This window comes from Pedobacter suwonensis (assembly GCF_900111825.1).
Taxonomy (GTDB): domain Bacteria; phylum Bacteroidota; class Bacteroidia; order Sphingobacteriales; family Sphingobacteriaceae; genus Pedobacter; species Pedobacter suwonensis.
On the sequence record NZ_FOJM01000012.1, the window covers coordinates 78070 to 92857 of the forward strand.

General features: G+C 39.5%; 13 protein-coding genes. 2 read left to right on the plus strand and 11 right to left on the minus strand.

The window, feature by feature from the left end:
• The first annotated feature begins 184 nt into the window (after positions 1–184).
• Positions 185–904 carry a hypothetical protein gene (locus BM107_RS15975; protein ID WP_090985121.1) on the plus strand — a complete coding sequence of 240 codons (720 nt, stop codon included), beginning with the start codon at positions 185–187 and terminating at the stop codon, positions 902–904.
• Between the two features lie 20 nt (positions 905–924).
• On the opposite strand, the gene BM107_RS15980 is transcribed toward BM107_RS15975, so the two are convergent.
• From BM107_RS15980 to spt, 10 genes are all read right to left on the minus strand, one after another.
• On the minus strand, positions 925–1866 hold the full coding sequence (locus tag BM107_RS15980; RefSeq protein WP_090985123.1) for a phosphatase PAP2 family protein: 942 nt from the start codon (positions 1864–1866) through the stop codon (positions 925–927).
• Between the two features lies 1 nt (position 1867).
• Positions 1868–2488: a sterol desaturase family protein gene (locus tag BM107_RS15985; RefSeq protein WP_090985125.1), complete on the minus strand. Its 621-nt coding sequence runs from the start codon at positions 2486–2488 to the stop codon at positions 1868–1870.
• A 532-nt stretch (positions 2489–3020) separates the two neighbouring features.
• Positions 3021–4310 (minus strand): DUF4833 domain-containing protein, encoded by a 1290-nt coding sequence (locus BM107_RS15990; protein WP_090985127.1) that lies wholly within the window; start codon positions 4308–4310, stop codon positions 3021–3023.
• Positions 4311–4318: 8 nt separating this feature from the next.
• A complete protein-coding gene (locus tag BM107_RS15995) occupies positions 4319–6862 on the minus strand; it encodes a DUF5686 and carboxypeptidase-like regulatory domain-containing protein (RefSeq protein ID WP_090985129.1) in 2544 nt (847 codons plus the stop codon).
• Positions 6863–7237, minus strand: coding sequence for a GtrA family protein (locus tag BM107_RS16000; RefSeq protein ID WP_090985131.1), 375 nt, complete (start codon positions 7235–7237; stop codon positions 6863–6865).
• A gap of 5 nt (positions 7238–7242) precedes the next feature.
• Positions 7243–7698: a phosphatidylglycerophosphatase A family protein gene (locus tag BM107_RS16005; RefSeq protein WP_244278834.1), complete on the minus strand. Its 456-nt coding sequence runs from the start codon at positions 7696–7698 to the stop codon at positions 7243–7245.
• Complete coding sequence (locus tag BM107_RS16010) at positions 7698–9023, minus strand: inositol-3-phosphate synthase (RefSeq protein ID WP_090985135.1); 1326 nt, start codon at positions 9021–9023, stop codon at positions 7698–7700. The genes BM107_RS16005 and BM107_RS16010 overlap by 1 nt, the downstream gene beginning before the upstream one ends.
• 18 nt (positions 9024–9041) lie before the next feature.
• Entirely contained in the window at positions 9042–10031 is a 990-nt protein-coding gene (locus BM107_RS16015; RefSeq protein WP_090985137.1) for an NAD-dependent epimerase/dehydratase family protein, read from the minus strand.
• On the minus strand, positions 10028–11149 hold the full coding sequence (locus BM107_RS16020) for a hypothetical protein (RefSeq protein ID WP_090985139.1): 1122 nt from the start codon (positions 11147–11149) through the stop codon (positions 10028–10030). Before BM107_RS16020 ends, BM107_RS16015 begins: the two co-directional genes overlap by 4 nt.
• Positions 11146–12351, minus strand: coding sequence for a serine palmitoyltransferase (gene spt / locus BM107_RS16025; protein WP_090985141.1), 1206 nt, complete (start codon positions 12349–12351; stop codon positions 11146–11148). Before spt ends, BM107_RS16020 begins: the two co-directional genes overlap by 4 nt.
• Positions 12352–12892: 541 nt before the next feature.
• Between spt and BM107_RS16030 the strand changes: the two genes are divergently transcribed.
• A complete protein-coding gene (locus BM107_RS16030; RefSeq protein WP_090985143.1) occupies positions 12893–13789 on the plus strand; it encodes an AraC family transcriptional regulator in 897 nt (298 codons plus the stop codon).
• Positions 13790–13852: 63 nt separating this feature from the next.
• Here the strand turns inward: BM107_RS16030 and BM107_RS16035 are convergent, their stop codons facing one another.
• Complete coding sequence (locus BM107_RS16035) at positions 13853–14581, minus strand: M15 family metallopeptidase (protein ID WP_090985144.1); 729 nt, start codon at positions 14579–14581, stop codon at positions 13853–13855.
• Positions 14582–14788: the final 207 nt, after the last annotated feature.

The following is a 14788-nucleotide window of genomic DNA, read 5'->3' on the forward strand; positions in this document are numbered from 1 at the left end:
TATAGGGCTTTTTTATTACTTGTAGCGCTTATCCTAATTGCTTACATAACAAAATTTGTCCTTAGATTTTAAATATTCGTACTTTTAAACCAATTTTTAGGAGCTTTAGACCTTTTTTGAAAGCGGTTCCTGATCGAAATTTGTATCATAAATTTCATCAAAGCGGAATCATCAATAATTTGATTTGGCTGATCACCAACCCAGATTCATTAAAGTGGCTAAATATACCATCACATCAACCCCTGCAGGTTTAAAAACTGCCCTTCTACGGCTTATTATTTATGGTGCACTCATTTACCTGCTTGCCGAATTTCTTAAATGGAATGTAAAACAGGAAGCAGCAAGCAATAAATTCAGTGAAGATTCTGCGGTAGAATATGTTCAAAGCATTTTGCTCCTTTTAAGTTCAACCGTTTTTCTCTACACCTCTTTTAAATACAGATCCTTATTCCCACTTTCCTTCGCGCTATTTGCTTTTATGATGGCTTCGTTGATCCGGGAACAGGATGCTTTTTTGGACGAACATGTTTATGATGGTGCATGGCAAACCGGTGCATTCAGTCTCCTTATCCTGGCAAGTCTCCTTATTTACAGAAAGAAAGCCATATTTTTCTCCAACTTAAACAATTTTGTACACCAGTTCTCTTTTGGAATTTTATTATCAGGTATTGTAACAACCTATATTTTTGCGCGCCTGTACGGAAGGAAAGTTTTCTGGATGGCCGTTATGGAAACACAGTACGTCCGTGATGTTAAAAATGTATCCGAAGAGTCGCTCGAACTCTTTGGCTATGCACTTATTCTTATTGCAAGTGTAGAGTTTTATCTATTTGCCCATGCAAAAAACATTGAAATAGAATTAAAAACACACCAGGCTCAATCCTCATTTCCTATTTCTGCTTAATTTGAATTAAAACGAACATCCTATTTACCAATGACGGCTACCATTTTGGCTACAAGTTGTTTTAATTTGGTGTAGCGCATTAATAAATTAAAAAAAATGATGCCCAAAAGCGCACAGGTTAATCCAGCCAAAACATCGAGCGTATAATGATGACTGGTATAAACTGCCGAAAACCAGATGCCCAGCATTACGGTAAAGAAGAAAATATTAATTTTTCCCAAATGATTTTTCAAACCATAATAAACCACAATAACCGGATATGATGAGTGCAACGATGGCATGGCCGCAAATACATTAGAACCTTTGCTGTATATTCCATGAAAAAGTGTAATCCCAAAGTAATGGTCAAAACGGGCCAGGCCGGCGGTATTACCGGCTGTTTTCGCTACAAAGCCGAAACCGTGTTCCTGCACATACCACGGTGGAGCAGCCGGGAAAGCATAGTAAACCACAAAACCCAGCAGATTTACCCAAACAAAGGTGAGCGAGAACCGAACAAACTGTTCTTTATTCTTAAAAAAAAGATAGGTAGCAAATGCCAATGGAACAGGTACCCACATCAGGTAGAAAAACCCCGTCAATACGTCTAAAAACGGGGTACTGTTTATCTTCCAGTATTCGTTCGGTGTTAGTATTGCTCCGTGGTAATTAATGCCAAAAGTTTTCCTTTCCAAATCATATAAATCTTTAATATGCACCGTATTAAACAGATAGTTTGGAAAGGCTTTCATGTAATCAAACAGGATCCAGTATACGATAAATATAGAAAAACCGAGGATAAACTTTCTGGTTCCCCTTGATAAATAGAACAAGGCATTAAAGATAAAAATCAGCACCAGCTGATCAGTTTTAAAGCCAACCAGCAGTATTGATAACAATAGATATCCAACAGATATAGCAACTGTCAGATAAATATTACGGATATCATAAAAATTGTTTTTAAGCAATGATTGTTGCTGCATACTACTTTTTATCAAAGTTAGACCTGAAAATGTGGTCCCAAAAAGTCCAGCTTACCCCATAACCTTTGGTCGAGTCGGAATAATGGTGAAGCATGTGATGCTGCTTTAGTTTTTTCCAGAAACCACTTTTAAAATTTGCATGGTGAAGCGCGTAATGTACCATATCGTAAAACAGATAACCGATCATAAACCCTGAAAAAAACGGATAAACTTTGGTATCGGGCAATAACCAGTCGAAAAGAAAGTAAAAGCCTAGAGCCATTGGAATACTGGCAGAGGGCGGCATCACCAGCCTTTTGGCATCATTTGGGTAATCATGATGTACCCCATGGAAAATAAAATGGATTTTCTTACCCCATTCAACTTCAGGTTCAAAATGAAAAACATACCGATGGAGCACGTATTCGGTGATGGTCCAGATGCCCAGGCCGAGCAAAAACCATCCTGTAAAACTTAAAGCCGTCATGTTTATTTCCCAGAGTGCTTTCCAAAACAGAAAGGCAATAACCGGAACATATACGATTAATGGTACGTAAAACTGAACTTTTGATAGACGCTCTAAAAAGTCGTTTTTAAACATCCTGATGGATGCGGTTGAATTGGAAACAAAATTCTTTTTCATTGTAATTATTTAATTGGCTTTCAGCTCCACTCATTTAATCGTCATCCTGAACTTGTTTCAGGATCTTTATGCTAACTATCCGCTAAAAGTCTTCGACTCCTCTCAGACATAGAAACTTCCGTCATTCTGAACTTCGTTGCACTACCATTTACTCTATTTCGAAATCACTTACTAACGATCGAATTATGAGACTATGCATTCCATCCAGCTAGGCCATACCGCCGAATCTACGTTCTACTTAAATCCGGCCTAACAAATTTTTCGGGTTCCACTGACCAGGCCTTGCCGCTGGCTTTGAAAGAAAAATTTTCAGCCGGCATTTTTTGTTACTTTTTGATGTCAAAAAGTAAGAGCCCCTCGGCGGCGGTGAGCCGAGGCAAGACTGCGCCATAGAACAAAAAAACACAATTGTATGTCACTCATATTGATTTTTACACCATAAATTATCCCTCAGAATGACAATCTGGAATTGCAATAGTCTTAAAGGACTTGGCATTACGATTCCCAATCAAGTTGGGAATGACGATCTATCTCAAACCTTAATCCTTTCTACTAATACTTTCGACGGCTCCGAAGCATCATAACCTTTAATTTCAACATATTTCACATTAGGAAACCAGAATGTGCCCCCTTCAATCCGAAGGAATATCCGTTCCAGCTGCATTTTCTTATTGTTGATTGTCGCAAAAACATGATATTTCTTATCAACAGCAGATTTATTCAGGTACATCGGCAGCTTTTTATGTGAAGTAAACCGCAATTCAAACTGGCCATTGCCTAAGTTTTTGCTAATAATGCCATAAGCGAATTTCCGCTGTATATAACTCAGTTCTTTTTTTTCACCCTGATCTCCGTAACGCATCCAAAATACATTTACAGGTTGTTCTTTATTCACTTCTCCATGTTTATCTACATTTAACTGGCAAATGATGGTATTGGTATTCGGATCGCGCTGCAAGTAAAATAATTGATTGCTAATGTCTTTTGGTACCGGAAAACTGATCGGGGAAGGATCTGCCCCCTGCGCATTCGCAGGCAACGAAATCATCCCGGTTAAACCTACCATAAAAACTAAACCTGCAATTAATGCCGCCTTATTATTTCCTTTTCTTTCCTTAAATTCTTGTGCTTCCAGGCCTCTTTTGGCCTCTTGAAGACGTTTAATAGCCGTAATATTGGTCAATACCGCCATTACAGTAATGGGCATGGTAAAAATCGACATGGTTTCGAATACATGGAAAGAAATTCCCGGCACATATAACTTATAATTACCACCGATAAAATGACCTGCAATACCGCAGAAGATGGCAAAAACGCCAATGGTCACTACCCGCTCCGGTCGCTGCATTAAACCGCCTTTACACTCCACTCCTAATCCTTCTGCCCTTGCACGCGTGTAACTCACCATCATCGAACCAATTAATGCAATAAAAGCAAACAATGAACTTAAAAAGTAATGATGTGCCACCAGGTAATAACAGATACCCAAAAACATAATCATTTCGCTATAACGATCGAGTACCGAATCGTACAAAGCGCCAAACTTCGAACTCATGTTCCCTAGTCGCGCCACCTGGCCATCGAGCATGTCGAAAAGACCAGCAAAAAGCACCAGTGCACCTCCCCAACCAATGTAAGACATGTCGCCTCGGTTAGATTTTTCTGCACCAAGCACAAAAATAACGGCCACGCCAATATTTAAAATTAAACCTATGGTAGTGACGGCATTAGGTGTTAAACCCATTTTGATCAATCCCTTTACAAAAGGATTAATGACTTTATAAATGCCCTGTTGCAGGCTGTCTCTCAGATTTTTTTCCATAGCTTATTTTAAAAATCAAATTTTACCCTTGCCCTGATCCCCCATTCCGAAACTTCCGGATTATTGAGGTAACTGAAGCGTTTTACCAGATCTACCCGCAATAACTTAAAGATGTTAGCCACACCGATACTGCCTTCCATATAGGGTGTATTGCCCAATGCATAAGTTCTTTGTGAACCGTTCTCATAAACCGGAAGCTGGTATAATCCGGTTTGAAAATTCGGATTATTCTCATTCCGCAAGCCACCATACAGGGCTTTGAATGAGAACACTTCCCTCAACTTCAATTTCTTGATCAACGGCATTTTATTAAAAAAGAAGCCATTAAAATTATGATCGATATTAATGCTTACGTAATGATCACTCACAAACTCCAGAAAGTTCATTAAGTTGTATGAGTTAAGCTGATAAGCATAAGTTTGATTGGCACGGTGGATATCCAGCAAAGGAAAAGGCACTTTTCCGGCAATGTAGCTACCCTCTACCGTTACATCGCTATAACCCAGCTGCGATAAATAAAAACGTTTATCGATGCTTCCCAGCAGGTTGTGATAATTGTATTCGCCGCCTAAAACGCCTTTCAAACCCGCGGTGTAACGGATATTAAATACGGGATAACGATCGGCAATGGGCACTCGGTATATTTTCCCCTGGTAAAATTTCTCATTCGGGGCGTACCTTAACTGAACAGAAACTTCACTGGTGGTTAACCGGTTTACCAACTGGTTATTTGTATTCAGGTAACTTAAACCGCCGGCCGGTGTCTGGCTCCATTTTTTGAAACCCAGGTTATACGAAAAGTGATTTTCGAACTCCTTTACATAATCCAAACGATAGAAATCGTTATACAACAGCATATCGTTTACGCCACGTTTAAACGAGAGCAGGAAATTATCTTCCTGTACAAACTGCAACTCTTGTCCGGGTATTTTAGTATCGCGCTGAAAACTGGCCCTCACATACTGTTGAGGGAATGCGTAGATCGATTTATTGTTCAGTGAATAAGTACCGGAAAGGAAAAACTTCCATTTCTCATCTTTAATGCCATAAGCCAGATAGTTTTCGAAATAGTAACGTTTGCTCAATTCTGGAGTGGTTCGGCCACCGAACCGTAGCCTTAAACCTTCTACATTGTTAAAACTGTAAAAGGTGTTTACCGGACCTATTTCATAGGGGCCAAGATTCTGATAACCTGCAAATAAAAGGGTCACGATTTTCATGGTCCGCTTGAAAGATGGCAGATTTTGCAGCGTATCAATATTGCTGTAAATCTTCAGCTGGTTCTTCGAAATGGTATCTAACCGGTTATTCTCCCAAAATTTATCGTCTTTTTTTGCCGCATCAGCCAGTACTACGCTGCTTTTCCCTTGAAAAATCGTATCCGGCAGCACCGTATCATACCGGTAATTTTTAAAAGTAACCGAACGCTCGCCTGTAAAGCCAATACCTTTGGTTTTACCAATGCCGAAATCGGCCAGTAAACTGCTTTTGCTCAAACTGTATTTACCTTTATCGTTCTGTTCAAAATTCAGATCGATTTTAAGTGCACGTACAAAATTGAGGTTAATATTTTTGTTTACCCCGAAAGAGGCTCCTGTAACCGCATAATGCCTATCATTGGTCACGTAAATCTTCCCTTCGAACAACATATCGCCGGTATTACGCGGGGTAAAAGACAGTTCTATTATTTCAGGTTTCTGTGTTTTAATGGTATCGGTAATGAAAAACTTATAAAAATTAGGCGCACCATCTGCAATAGGACTCAAAAACTCATTACTGATCACGGAGATATTATTCTTATAAATATCAATATCCTGATACATCCTGTCGAAATAGGATTTCATTCCTTTATTATCAATGTATCGGCTATCAAACTGGACCTGTTTTTCTCCGATTATAATCGTTTTGTTCTTTTCCGGATCTTTACTCAGGTAATGATCGGCCAGTTGCTCCCGAATATAAATCGGAAGAAGATTTTTCCCTCCAATTAATGTCGAATCCTGCTCCTGAAACAGAAACTGATAATTCTTAAACATCCTTTTATTCTTAAACTTATCTGATACATTGCTCAGTGAGAAGAGCATTTTTTCATATTGCCTGAAAGAAGCAGTATTATAACTTTTAATGCGGTTTTCATCTTTATGCGCAATTACCTGGCGGATCAATTCCACCGCGGGATTATCTTTATTTCGATACTTTGTCTTTTTACCGCCCACCACAACCACTTCATCCAAGACTCTCGAATCGGGTACCATGGCAATATCCAGTTCCTGCGTTGCGGATGGAACAGTATTTTTAAGAACACTACGATAACCAACATAGTTGAAACTGATCTCATTTTGTGGGTTTGGAGAAACAAGTAAATATTTCCCGTTTACATCGGTCTGTGTACCAATCTGGGTATCTTTAAAGAAAACCGAAACATTGGGCAGCGTTTCTTTGGTTACGGCATCGCGTACCGTACCAGATACAACAGTTCTTTGGCCAAAGGCATTTACCTGCAAAATAAAACAGAGCGTAACGAATAATAAAAATGAATAAATCGGTTTCATTTAATTTGAAAAAATAAACTGCTTTTGCATGATATAATTGTAGCTGATACCCGTTAAAACGGAGCTCAAGACTTTGGCGAGTACGTAATTGAGATTAAAAAAATGCGTGAGCATAAATACCCCCGAGGTTACAATGATCAGGTTGCCAGCCCATACCAAAATATATTTTAATATCTGCCACCTAATGGCTGTAGATTCACTTTCAAAAACCCATTTACGGTTTACGTAAAAGTTAACGGCACCACCTGCTACCGTGCCTGTTATACTGGCTGCCAGGTACCACCATCCTAAAAGATTTACGGCCATAATAGTCACACCGAAATCTGTTGCCGAGGCCACTAACGATGATGCCTGTGCTTTGAGGAAAGTAAACATCAGGTTTAAAATATTGCTAAAACAACGATGAGTTGCAGTATAATATTCGCATAAATTCCAGCCAGCACATCGTCAGCCATTACCCCCCAACCACCAGGCAGCTCTTCTAATCTGCGGATGCCAAATGGTTTAAGAATATCAAAAAACCTAAAAAGAATAAGACCGATCAGGGTATATTGCCATTTTAAAGGTATAAGCAGTAATGTAATGCACATTCCGGCAACTTCATCAATTACTACCCGGTTGTGGTCTTTACCCCAAATCTCCTCTACCCTATCGGCACTCATTACCCCAATCATTACAATGAACATGGTAAAAAGTATAGGCCATAGATATGGATTGGTATAAGGGCCCTGGGAAAGGTGCCAGCAAATACACGTTGCTATTGCAGCGTAAGTACCGGCACCTTTACCGATGTAGCCAATGCCCAAAGCCGTTGAAAGAAATTTGTGGATAAACACTATACTGTTTCTATCAGTTCTTCTTCGTAATCCTGACCTAAATGGGTAATCAATTCTTCACCCATAATGTAACGCAGGGTATTCTGAAGTTTCATTAACTGTTTAAAAATGTCGTTTTCTGCAGGGACACCCGGGATTGTTTGTGGCGATTTCAGGTAGAATGATAACCATTCCTGAATGCCCGACATATTTGCACGTTTAGCCAGATCGATAAACAGCGCAAGATCTAATACTATCGGTGCGGCCAAAATCGAATCGCGGCAAAGGAAATTAATTTTGATCTGCATTTTGTAACCCAACCAACCGAAAATATCGATGTTATCCCAGCTCTCTTTGTTATCACCGTGAGGCGGATAGTAGTTGATCCTGATTTTGTGGTACATGTCGCCGTACAGATCATGATTGAGCTCCGGTTTAAAGATATCTTCCAGTACACCCAGTTTTGATACTTCTTTGGTTTTGAAGTTATCCGGATCATCTAACACCAAACCATCTCGGTTACCCAGAATATTATCAGAAAACCAACCGTTTACACCTAACGAACGTGCCGCTAAACCAGGTGCCAAAATGGTTTTCATCAAGGTTTGACCGGTTTTAAAATCTTTACCGGCAATTGGGGTATTGGTTTCTTTAGCCAGTTCGATCAAAGCAGGAATATCTACCGTTAAGTTTGGCGCACCGTTAGCAAAAGGAATTCCCAATTTTAACGCCGCGTAAGCATAAATCATACTTGGCGCGATACGTAGATCGTTGTCTCTTAAACCCTGCTCAAAAGCGGCAAGTGATTCGTGAACTTCTGATGGTTCGAAATAAATTTCGGTAGAGCCACACCAAACAAGTACAATACGGTCGCAGTTGTTTGCAGCTTTAAAGTTTTTGATATCTTCCATTACAGCTAAAGCCAGTTCATAACGGTTATCGATATCTTTTACATATTTGCCATCCAGGTTTTTTACGTAGTTTCTGTCGAAAGCAGCGCGCATCGGTTTAATGGCCTGTAATTCTTCGCGTACATCGCGCAAAAGGTTGGCATCCAATACGCGGGCGTTTAAAGCAGCTTCGTAAACATTATCCTCGTAAACATCCCAGCCACCGAAAACCAAATCTTCCAGATTGGCCAGAGGAACAAAATCTTTTATTTTTGGCTCCTTTTTTTCTGTTCTTTTACCTAAACGGATCGTACCCATCTGCGTTAAAGAACCGATCGGCTTTGAGATGCCTTTTTTAATTGCAGCAACTCCGGCGATCATGGTTGTTGCTACGGCGCCTAATCCCGGCATTAATATTCCCAGCTTACCTTCAGCTGCTTTTACTTGTTCTTTCATTCTATTTTATTTAAAATCTTATAACCAATTGTTTTTACGGTACCAGTTGATGGTTTCATTTAGTCCCTGTTCCAGGCCAAACCGGGGGGCAAAACCAAAATCATTCTGAATATTTTTAATGTCGCAGCCCCAGTTAGGCGCCGTGAGTTCTTTTATCTTATCTACATTTAAGGCGGGTATTTTATTAAACATGCCATATAAATGCTCCATCGACCAGGCCAAACCTTTAATCAATGGCACAGGTACATTTAACCTTATTGTTTTTTTGCCTAAGGCTTTCCTTGCATAATGAGCAAGCGATGAACGCTTGTATACTGCCCCATCTGATATATTATAAGCCCTGCCCACCACATAAGAAGCAAGTACCTTAATGATAAGGTCGGCAAGATCGGTCGCATACACGAAACTGAGTTCCTGTTCCTGCTTGCCAATGTAAAGCTCCAGCCCAGCCTTGATGGTTTTGATCAGTATGAAAATATCTTTCTCCCGAGGACCATAAACCGCAGTGGGCCTGATTATAATTAAGGGCAAATCCGAAATCTGGGCAAGGTATGTTTCGGCTAATGCTTTGCTGATCCCATAACTGGTTACCGGATTTGAAGCACCATTATCCGTTAGCCTTTCATTTTTTTGCTTTAAAGGTCCCAGTGCCGCCAAACTGCTGATGAATACAAACTTCTTGATGCGATGTGTGGATCTTGAAGCAGCTACCGCCAAATTCCTGGTATAGGTGGCGTTAATTTTATTGTAATCGCTTAATTTTTTTGCCTTGGTTACTGCAGCAGCATGTACAATATAATCGTACTTTTTCTCTTCAATATTCTCTTTCAGCAAATAGATCGATTCAAAATCTAGATCTACATAATTGATCTCAAAATCTTTAAGATGACCTGCAGTTGTACTGTTACGTACATTGGCAAATACTTCCAGATTATTGGCCAAAGCAGATTTAATGAGGTGATAACCCACAAATCCCGTTGCTCCCGTTATCAACACCCGCTTTTTCATATCGCTTTCTCTAAAATTCTGTATTTCCGGTATAACTTTCCACCGATATCTTCAATGGGTTTATTGATCAGCTCGTTATGGTCTAAAGTCCAGCTTGCCTCTGCATATTTCATCTTTTTAGCTTCAAAATGTCTGATAATCCGTCCATATAAACAGGCTTCGATCCCCATTTTACGGTAACCATCTACCACGCCAAGCAATAAAATACGGATCCCATCAATTTTCTTTTTGTTGGCTAAAAGTTTGATCAACCCTGTTGGGAACAGTCTTCCGCGTTTAATTTTGATCAAAATCTGGTTGATATCGGGTATTGCTAGAGCAAAACCTATAATCTTGCCATGTTGCTCGGCCAGGATGCAAAATTCAGGATCAAGAATGAGTTTTAAATCGTTTGCCGTGTAGTCAAACTCTTTATCCGTCATCGGTACAAAACCCAGGTTTTTATCCCAAGCTTTGTTGTATACCTCTCTTACCGCATTACAATCCTCCTTGAATTTCTTCATGTTGATTTTGCGGAGGATAATGTCATTCCGTTTCAAACGTTCCTCAATCCTGTCCATCAGTTTCACCGACCGGTCGCTATAATTGCCAGCGGTGTACCGGTAGGCCCTTAAATCAACATTTTTCTGAAACCCAATCTGTTCCAAAAGCGGCAGATAGTACCGGGCATTATAAGGCATCATGGCTACCGGAGGGCCGTCGAAACCTTCTATGAGCAAGCCGCATACTTCATTGGTAGAAAAATTTACCGGTCCTAAAACTTTGGTCAATCCCTTTTGCTTTAACCAATCCTGTGCTGCTTCAAAAAGCTGTTTAGCTACTGTGGCATCGTTGATACAATCAAAAAAACCAAAAAAGCCATCAGTCGATTCATAGACCTTATTATGATTGGTATTGTTGATGGCGGCAATCCGCCCAACTATTTTACCTTCATCATAAAGCAAAAAGAGCTGTATTTCAGAATGTTCGTAAAAAGGATGTTTTCCAGGGCTAAGCAGATCGCGCTGGGCAATAAAAAGTTCGGGCACATAATTTACATCGCCCGCATACAAATCGTGCGGAAAATCTACAAACGCAGCCAATGCTTTTTTACCGGAAACCTTTACCAGTTCTCTCATGATTGGCTCCCGACTAATTCTACATTAACGGACTTAAAAGCTGCACTTAGCTTGGCTATGGCCGATTCAATCTGATCGAAAGTGTGCGTAGCCATCAAAGAAAACCTGATCAAAGATGAATCTGACGGAACAGCCGGCGAAACTACCGGATTAACGAAAACCCCGTTTTGCTGAAGGATATTCGTAATCATAAAGGTTTTGGTGTTATCGCGGATGTAAATGGGTATAATCGGACTGTTGCTGTGCCCGATATCGAAACCGGCATCAAGCAGAAGTTTCTTCGCATATTCGGTATTGGCCCAAAGCTGATCAATCCGTTCAGGTTCCGCTTCAATGATATCCAACGCAGCAATCACGCTGGCCACAGCTGATGGCGGCATACTGGCGCTGAACATGAGTGAACGGGCACGGTGTTTAATATATTCGATGGTTTCGGTATTACCGGCAATGAATCCGCCCAATGAGGCCAGCGATTTGCTAAAAGTGCCCATAATCAGGTCTACATCCTCAGTGAGATTGAAATGAGATGCTGTTCCCGATCCATTAAAACCGATTACACCGAGGCTGTGTGCATCATCCATCATAATATTGGCGCCAAATTCGTTGGCTATTTCCACCATTTCAGGAAGATTAACCAGATCACCTTCCATGCTGAAAATACCGTCGGAAACAATCAGTTTCGCAGCATCTTCAGGTAAACGGCTCAGTTTGCGACGAAGATCCTGCATATCATTATGCGCATATTTAATCGTGCGCGAAAAGGCCAAACGGCTACCATCAATAATAGAGGCATGATCATACTCATCCAGCAGCAGATAATCGTTACGATCTAACAAACAAGATATTACACCTAAGTTGACCTGAAAACCGGTACTAAAAAGTACTGCAGCTTCTTTACCTACATATTCGGCCAGGCGGTTCTCCAGTTCGAGGTGGATATCGAGCGAACCGTTCAGAAACCGCGATCCCGCACAGCCGGTTCCGTATTTTTCTATCGCTGCTTTAGCGGCTTCTTTTATTTTGGGATGGTTGGTTAAACCCAAATAGGAATTTGAACCAAACATGAGTACTTTTTCCCCATTGATTACTACCTCGGTGTCCTGACCAGATGCTATCGACCTGAAATAAGGATATAATCCTTTTTCTTTTATCACCGCTGCATCCTTAAAAGAGGCAATTCTATCTTGTAATTTTTTACGCATGCTGAACACTTATATTCTTCAGTTTTTTAAAACCCGTTCTGAAACATTGATCTGCAACCTGAATGCTACTTGTAGAAATTAAAATCAACAGCGTAGATTAAGGCAACATTAACCAAATGATTTGATCACACAATTTTAGTGCGTAAGTGAAGCCAAAAAAAGGTTCAAATGTGGGATATATTGGTCAAAATGTTGGATAGGCAAAATGTGACATTTAGATGAATTGACTAATTGACATTCTGACTTTTATTATAAAATAGTAAAAAGGTTAAAAAGTAGACTAAAAAGCGCTTAAATAACATAAATAACTGTTTTAAAGCATTTTAATTTATTTAAATTATTAATCAAAAACGTAAAAATCAATCAGAAATTAGTCATTTAAAAAAAATATTCTTGCAAAATTAATTCTGAACATTACATTTGCGAGATCAAAAATCCGATAGATAAGGGGGCAAAAACTATCCAAATAGGGTGGATGAAATTGTGGTGCAAAAGATGATTGGATCTGTTAAGAAATGATTAAAAATACGGAACAATTTTTATGCAAGAAGATTTACTCACCAAAACTTTTTCTGAAAAAGACCATGAGGAAGCGCTGTCTTTAAATGATGGTCTGATGGCTAAAATCCATCATAGCACAGATCCCAATTATTGCAGTTCCGAGCCGTTCCGCGTATCAAGTTATGCGCTAATCCTGATCACTAAAGGGAAAATGAACCTCAGGATAAATTTTACAGAACATGTATTAAACCAAAGGGATATTCTACTTATTTTTCCGCATGCTGTTTATGAAATAAGAGATAACAGCGAGGTTTCATTTATCAGTATTCATTTTAGCAAAAGTTATTTAAAAACCAGAGGGGTATTTTTTAACAGTGGCGAAGCTTACAGAATGTTCCAGACCGATCCTATCCATAAATTTTCATTATCAAAAGAAGAGCATACATTCATTTATTATGACATGCTTGCCATACACAAAAAACTGAATGTACCTAAAGATACGCCTCAGATTAAAAACATTGTTCACAACAGCTTTTTAGAACTCTTGTATGATATTTTTCTGTTAAAGCACAAACAGAAAGATGCAATGCCTTTTGTGCATGATAGCAAAACAGAGCTTACGAACCGGTTTTTATCGCTGGTATCAGAAAATTTCAAAAAGGAAAAGCGTGTAATTTATTATGCCAACCGCTTACGCATTACACCCAGGCATTTATCACAAGTAGTGAAACATGTAACGGATAGAACAGCGGGAGAAATCATTGATGAAATGGTCATCAGGGAGGCGAAATTATTACTAACGAGCCACAGAATGAATATTTCGGAAGTAGCCATGGAACTGCGTTTTAGCAATTCCTCTTTTTTTGGTAAATATTTTAAAAAGCAGACGGGAGTTACCCCGTCTGAATATAAATTATCGAATAATATTGCGGTTTAAGATTTAACCACAGATATAAAATCCCTGTAGATCCGTGTATATCTTTGGCTTAAATCAATTGGATTACTTCGAAAGGTATTTATTGCTAACATACCCCTGGATCTCTTCGTAACTTACCAAACTCCATTCCCCGTCACGGGATATTTCTGCAACATGTTCGCCCTTTAAAATCACCGGGATCTTTTTTATCTTTTCTGAGGTAACGGATGGCCCGGTTCTAAAATTTAAAGCAGTTGTTGTACGATAAAGGTTTGGAACCACTACCGGCGGCCTGTCCAAAATCACATAACCGTTCCTTTGTTCGCCGGCAATCATTTTAGCCTGTAATTGTTGCCAGGTATAACCATAATCGTGCTGTAAATGTGGGCCATCTTTAAAGCTTACCCAATCACCACCCCATTCCCAGCCATTGGCCTTAAAAACATTAACCACTTCCATCCAATCGCTACGCCCATCCTGATCATAATCTTTAACCATATTCCATGAGGTATCTTTTCCATCAATAACCAGCACAAAATCAAGTGCTAAACCGTAATTATGTATCGATTGACCAGCTTTTGCATTGGTAACAATATTACCCATAGGCTTGCTGGCCGATCTACCATCAGGGTTTACTACCGTTCGGCCAAGATTATATAAATCCTGTTGCTCTTTAAATGTTCTGAGGGTTGCAGTTATCCGCGGTTTAGATCTTCCCGTTAATTTAGCTTCCGCCTGAGAAAAGGTACTTATTGCCAGTTCCCTTAAATCGGGATGCAATAGCTGAATTTTTGTTTGGCTTGGTTTGTCCATGATGAGTTTGTTAATTAAGTTTTACGATAATTTATTAATAACAACTTAATAATCAATTAAATATACACAAAAATCAAGTTAAAAACGACAAGCCATATTCGTATATCAATAAAAAAAGGAAAAATACTTAATATTAGTTAGCTACAATTGTCATTATAAGTGGGGCTTGCTCATGTCTACCGGAACACAGTGAAGTGGAGATATCTA

Bases quoted from the DNA above. Each gene is read 5' to 3' on its own strand.
- spt (WP_090985141.1), bottom strand. From the start codon at position 12,351: ATGCGTAAAAAATTACAAGATAGAATTGCCTCTTTTAAGGATGCAGCG.
- BM107_RS16015 (WP_090985137.1), bottom strand. From the start codon at position 10,031: ATGAAAAAGCGGGTGTTGATAACGGGAGCAACGGGATTTGTGGGTTAT.
- BM107_RS16030 (WP_090985143.1), top strand. From the start codon at position 12,893: ATGCAAGAAGATTTACTCACCAAAACTTTTTCTGAAAAAGACCATGAG.
- BM107_RS16010 (WP_090985135.1), bottom strand. From the start codon at position 9,023: ATGAAAGAACAAGTAAAAGCAGCTGAAGGTAAGCTGGGAATATTAATG.
- BM107_RS15980 (WP_090985123.1), bottom strand. From the start codon at position 1,866: ATGCAGCAACAATCATTGCTTAAAAACAATTTTTATGATATCCGTAAT.
- BM107_RS16035 (WP_090985144.1), bottom strand. From the start codon at position 14,581: ATGGACAAACCAAGCCAAACAAAAATTCAGCTATTGCATCCCGATTTA.
- BM107_RS16020 (WP_090985139.1), bottom strand. From the start codon at position 11,149: ATGAGAGAACTGGTAAAGGTTTCCGGTAAAAAAGCATTGGCTGCGTTT.
- BM107_RS15995 (WP_090985129.1), bottom strand. From the start codon at position 6,862: ATGAAACCGATTTATTCATTTTTATTATTCGTTACGCTCTGTTTTATT.
- BM107_RS15990 (WP_090985127.1), bottom strand. From the start codon at position 4,310: ATGGAAAAAAATCTGAGAGACAGCCTGCAACAGGGCATTTATAAAGTC.
- BM107_RS15985 (WP_090985125.1), bottom strand. From the start codon at position 2,488: ATGAAAAAGAATTTTGTTTCCAATTCAACCGCATCCATCAGGATGTTT.
- BM107_RS16000 (WP_090985131.1), bottom strand. From the start codon at position 7,237: ATGTTTACTTTCCTCAAAGCACAGGCATCATCGTTAGTGGCCTCGGCA.